5 protein-coding genes are annotated in these 4,308 nt (G+C 53.0%); all 5 read left to right on the top strand.

Translation table 11 applies throughout. The annotated features are described in order from the left end of the window. Positions 1-907: 907 nt before the first annotated feature. The 5 genes from BJL95_RS18145 to BJL95_RS18130 all read left to right on the top strand — a co-directional run bounded on the left by BJL95_RS18145 (position 908) and on the right by BJL95_RS18130 (position 3,488). Complete coding sequence (locus tag BJL95_RS18145; RefSeq protein WP_071159992.1) at positions 908-1,726, top strand: DUF932 domain-containing protein; 819 nt, start codon at positions 908-910, stop codon at positions 1,724-1,726. A 68-nt stretch (positions 1,727-1,794) separates the two neighbouring features. Next, positions 1,795-1,992 (top strand): hypothetical protein, encoded by a 198-nt coding sequence (locus BJL95_RS18140; protein ID WP_071159990.1) that lies wholly within the window; start codon positions 1,795-1,797, stop codon positions 1,990-1,992. Next, entirely contained in the window at positions 1,970-2,329 is a 360-nt protein-coding gene (locus BJL95_RS24840) for a hypothetical protein (protein ID WP_175463754.1), read from the top strand. Before BJL95_RS18140 ends, BJL95_RS24840 begins: the two co-directional genes overlap by 23 nt. Positions 2,330-2,825: 496 nt before the next feature. After that, the gene (locus BJL95_RS18135) at positions 2,826-3,188 is read left to right on the top strand and encodes a hypothetical protein (RefSeq protein ID WP_139306322.1); all 363 of its coding nucleotides are present in this window, start codon (positions 2,826-2,828) and stop codon (positions 3,186-3,188) included. A gap of 15 nt (positions 3,189-3,203) precedes the next feature. Then, on the top strand, positions 3,204-3,488 hold the full coding sequence (locus BJL95_RS18130) for a hypothetical protein (protein WP_071159985.1): 285 nt from the start codon (positions 3,204-3,206) through the stop codon (positions 3,486-3,488). The last annotated feature ends 820 nt before the right edge of the window (positions 3,489-4,308 follow it).

The following is a 4,308-nucleotide window of genomic DNA, read 5'->3' as shown; positions in this document are numbered from 1 at the left end:
AAAAACCGGACGCCCTTACAGACTCCGCTTTCGCTTCGGTCGTACCGACTGCCGGCTATCGCCGGCACCTTCCAGGCCGCCTTGCCGACGCTCAATAAGGGACGTGCGTCGGCGCTCCGCAAGCTACGCACCGCCACACCTCCCTTAGCCGCTGTGGCTTATCCCTAACGGCACGCAAGGCTATCGCCCTGCTCGAACAACATCACCCTAAAGGTCGGCGGTGGATTTATACACAACGCCCCGCTTTTTCGGGGGTAGATTGGAAGACCCCCACGCGGGCGAGTGTGCATAAATCAACTTGTATGATCGATGAGGTGATTTTCGCGCCCGCGAAAATGTTGCGGATAGAGATTAAGGCGCGGCTATCGCCGACTGCATTTTGATGTTTGAGTTTAGCCGTGGCCATCGACGTAGCTAGTCTTAATGGGACGAGGATGTGCGTAATGTGCGAACAGGTTGCCAGAGCGTCCGGCTTCATCGATCAAGGGTGAAGGCTTCGCCCGAACATAAAAAAATAGACGCCTTTTTTGATTAAGGCTTTGCGTCGATTTTTTTATGTCCGCCCTTGACCGCGCCGAACCCTCCGGCCGACTGTACGCACCGCACACCCTCGTCCCATTAAGACCGATGCAACCCAGGCCGGGTATTGCCCCGACTAACAAGCGGTGCGGCTATCGCCGCGCTATTTGGACTTCTCCGCTCCCCTGAACCCTTAATCCCGATTGCAAGGGGCATGCCATAACTGATTGAATTGTTTGGAAAATAAATTGATAATTTTTCAACTATCAGGCAAAAACGCTTGACAAGTAAACAATAAACCCGGATAATAGCACCATGGTTTGGGGCAATCGCCCCGCCATCAGAAGGCCGGGCACTTTGCTCTGGCCAGGTTTAACGGAGATTTACCATGTTACGTTCTTTTTACGGCACCAAAACCCAAAACCCATTGGACAACGATCAATTGCGCCGCATGGCTCCTTCGGTCTTTGCCGTCGATAAGCACGAGAGCCGCAAGGACTCTTATAAATTCATCCCTACTATTAACATCGTTGAGGCTTTGCGCAATGAAGGCTTTTTGCCAGTGTTCGCAACCGAAAGCCGCGTGCGCGATGTGACAAAAAAAGGTTTCGCGAAACACCTTTTGCGCTTCCGTCAGCACGACGGTTTTTTAACTGTGGGCGAAGTTAAGCCTGAAATCGTGCTGGTCAATTCGCACGATGGCACTAGCTCTTATCAGTTGAGCGCCGGACTTTACCGCTTGGTTTGCAGCAATGGCATGATCGTTAGCGATGGCCAGATCGAAGCGATCCGCGTCCGCCATAGCGGCGACGTGGTTAACAATGTGATCGAGGGCACTTATCACGTTGTCGAGCAAACTCCTAAAGCTATCGAGTGTATGGAAGCCATGCAAGGGATTGTATTAAGCCCCGCAGAGCGCCGTATCTTTGCCGAGGCGGCGAAAGAGCTACGCTGGGACACTGAGGAAGTGGCGGTTGATAACGACGCGCTGTTACTTCCACGCCGTACCGGCGACCGTGGCGGCGATTTGTTTACCACGCTTAACGTGTTGCAAGAGAAGGTCATTCGCGGCGGGGTCAATGTGATGAATAAGGAAACTCGCCGCTCACACCGTGCGCGTGAGGTGAAAGGCGTTAGTGAAAACGTCAAGCTGAATAAGGCGCTTTGGACGCTTGCCGAGAAAATGCGCGAACTGAAAGGCGCGTAATGATTCACTGGCCGCATGGATGCGGCCCTTTTTCCTTCCCTTTTATCACATCGTAATGAGTAACTATTATGGCAAAAGATACCGCTTTCCAGCTTGACCGCGAAACCCACGCCCGCACGTTGAGCCTGCTTGAAGAAATCAAGAACCAAGCCAACGCGCTTGACAATGAAAACGAGGCAATGGGGCATGTGATCCACGCACTCGCCAACTCAGTTAGTTGGTTAGTGATGAGTGCGCAGCAGGTTGAAATGGATTCCCCGTTTTAGCGGCGCGGCGCGGCCGGTTCACCACCGGCCGCGCTTTCCGCTTGCGGGCGGCCTTGGTTTTTCCTCTTTTCTTTTTCACGGGTGCGTTATGAAACAGGCAATAAAAAGGGCGGCATTGATACTGCTTGATGATTCGCTGGTTATGAGGCGTGGCGAGCTATACGCTCAACTTGAACACCACATGACCGCGCAAGAGCGCGGCAAATGTTTTTATCAGGTGCGCGATACGGTGGCCGAATTGGTGGCCGATGGCTTTATTAACGTGCAGGTGATTAAGGTTGGCGGTCGTCAGTGTACGCTTTTTGTTTTTGATCATGGCTTTTCAGATCGGGGATAGGGTGAATTGGCGCCACGAACCGCGCGGCGGTTACGGCTTCTCCGTTTCCGCCGCGCGGTTCGTGGCCGGGCAATGGTTGTCTGTTTTTCGGTGGGTTGATCCGGCCCGGCTGTCTGTTCGCTCCGCTCATGTGCCGGCTGTTGATGATGTCTGATTATGGGGATTGATTGATGTCGGAATATATTTACAGAATGAAACGATTAAAAGGCAGTTCCGATAAGTACGGCAATTGCGAGTGTTGCGGTCGATTTGTTGATTCGGTTTATCACTTGGTTACGATGAAGGTTTTTATCAATCACCGTGGGTCTGAATCGGCGGCGCATGACGGTAACACCTTTGGACATAAGGCTTGTCTGGCGGACTTAACAGCCCGCTAGTTTCGCTATCGCTAATAAGATTTGTCCACATAAACACGCGGGGGGCTTTCCAAGCTGCCCCCGAAAAAGCGTGGTTCTGTGGGCAAATCGGCCTCTCAGGTATTTTGGAGCGTTACATTATGAAACCGTTAAAACCTTCATCGTCTTTACTGACTGTTACTATGATCCGCGATCCAGGCTTTTTGTCGTGGGATGATTTCGACAATTCTTGCCTCAAGGCCGCGCGGAACACGCAACCTTATCAGGTGGGTGATTTGATACGTTGGATGGATTTAGACCGCCACGGCCAGCGCGTTTTGCGTGTCGGTTTGGTGGTATATGTGCGACCGGAATATTTGGAAAGGGTAGGGGACTGGTGTCCGGTGTTTTTGGTGCGTCCGCAACGTAATGATGGTGAGTTTGCGGCCGGGTATTTGCGTGTTTGGCCGGGTGATGTTGAACGCGGGGAGGCATTGGCGGCCGAACTGGATGCAGTTGTTTAATTCGGGTGTAGAGCGATGAATGAAGCAGAATTGAAAAAAAGGGTTATGACGTTGGCGGCTTTGGCCGATATGGTGGCCGCCGATAATGTTCACGATTTTATGCTGGCTCGTAGTTTGGTTGATGGCGTGCCTGGTCATTGGGAGGTTTGGCCTAATTTGGTCACCGATGCGGCGGCGTTGTTTGTCGATTTTCCTTTGTCGGATAAGGATGGAAACATTATCGAGTTTAGTTCGCTTGATCCGGCGCTTGCGGCGATCCGGGCGGCGGGTTGGGATGGTTTGGTGACGATTGACGGTTGAGCTATGGCGGGTTGTGGTGTTGTAACTGTTTTGGATGGGTTGGGGCATTTTTGTTCCGCTATCGCTACACAAAAACCGGACGCCCTTACAGACTCCGCTTTCGCTTCGGTCGTACCGACTGCCGGCTATCGCCGGCACCTTCCAGGCCGCCTTGCCGACGCTCAATAAGGGACGTGCGTCGGCGCTCCGCAAGCTACGCACCGCCACACCTCCCTTAGCCGCTGTGGCTTATCCCTAACGGCACGCAAGGCTATCGCCCTGCTCGAACAACATCACCCTAAAGGTCGGCGGTGGATTTATACACAACGCCCCGCTTTTTCGGGGGTAGATTGGAAGACCCCCACGCGGGCGAGTGTGCATAAATCAACTTGTATGATCGATGAGGTGATTTTCGCGCCCGCGAAAATGTTGCGGATAGAGATTAAGGCGCGGCTATCGCCGACTGCATTTTGATGTTTGAGTTTAGCCGTGGCCATCGACGTAGCTAGTCTTAATGGGACGAGGATGTGCGTAATGTGCGAACAGGTTGCCAGAGCGTCCGGCTTCATCGATCAAGGGTGAAGGCTTCGCCCGAACATAAAAAAATAGACGCCTTTTTTGATTAAGGCTTTGCGTCGATTTTTTTATGTCCGCCCTTGACCGCGCCGAACCCTCCGGCCGACTGTACGCACCGCACACCCTCGTCCCATTAAGACCGATGCAACCCAGGCCGGGTATTGCCCCGACTAACAAGCGGTGCGGCTATCGCCGCGCTATTTGGACTTCTCCGCTCCCCTGAACCCTTAATCCCGATTGCAAGGGGCATGCCATAACTGATTGA

The sequence above is a fragment of the Methylomonas sp. LWB genome (assembly GCF_001856095.1).
Lineage (GTDB): Bacteria > Pseudomonadota > Gammaproteobacteria > Methylococcales > Methylomonadaceae > Methylomonas > Methylomonas koyamae_A.
Note: the sequence above shows the minus strand (reverse complement) of the source record. Positions and strands in the feature narration are given on the sequence as shown.

What these genes read in the sequence shown, in the direction of transcription:
- BJL95_RS18145 (WP_071159992.1), top strand. Translation starts at nt 908, where the DNA reads ATGTTACGTTCTTTTTACGGCACCAAAACCCAAAACCCATTGGACAAC.
- BJL95_RS18140 (WP_071159990.1), top strand. Translation starts at nt 1,795, where the DNA reads ATGGCAAAAGATACCGCTTTCCAGCTTGACCGCGAAACCCACGCCCGC.
- BJL95_RS18135 (WP_139306322.1), top strand. Translation starts at nt 2,826, where the DNA reads ATGAAACCGTTAAAACCTTCATCGTCTTTACTGACTGTTACTATGATC.
- BJL95_RS18130 (WP_071159985.1), top strand. Translation starts at nt 3,204, where the DNA reads ATGAATGAAGCAGAATTGAAAAAAAGGGTTATGACGTTGGCGGCTTTG.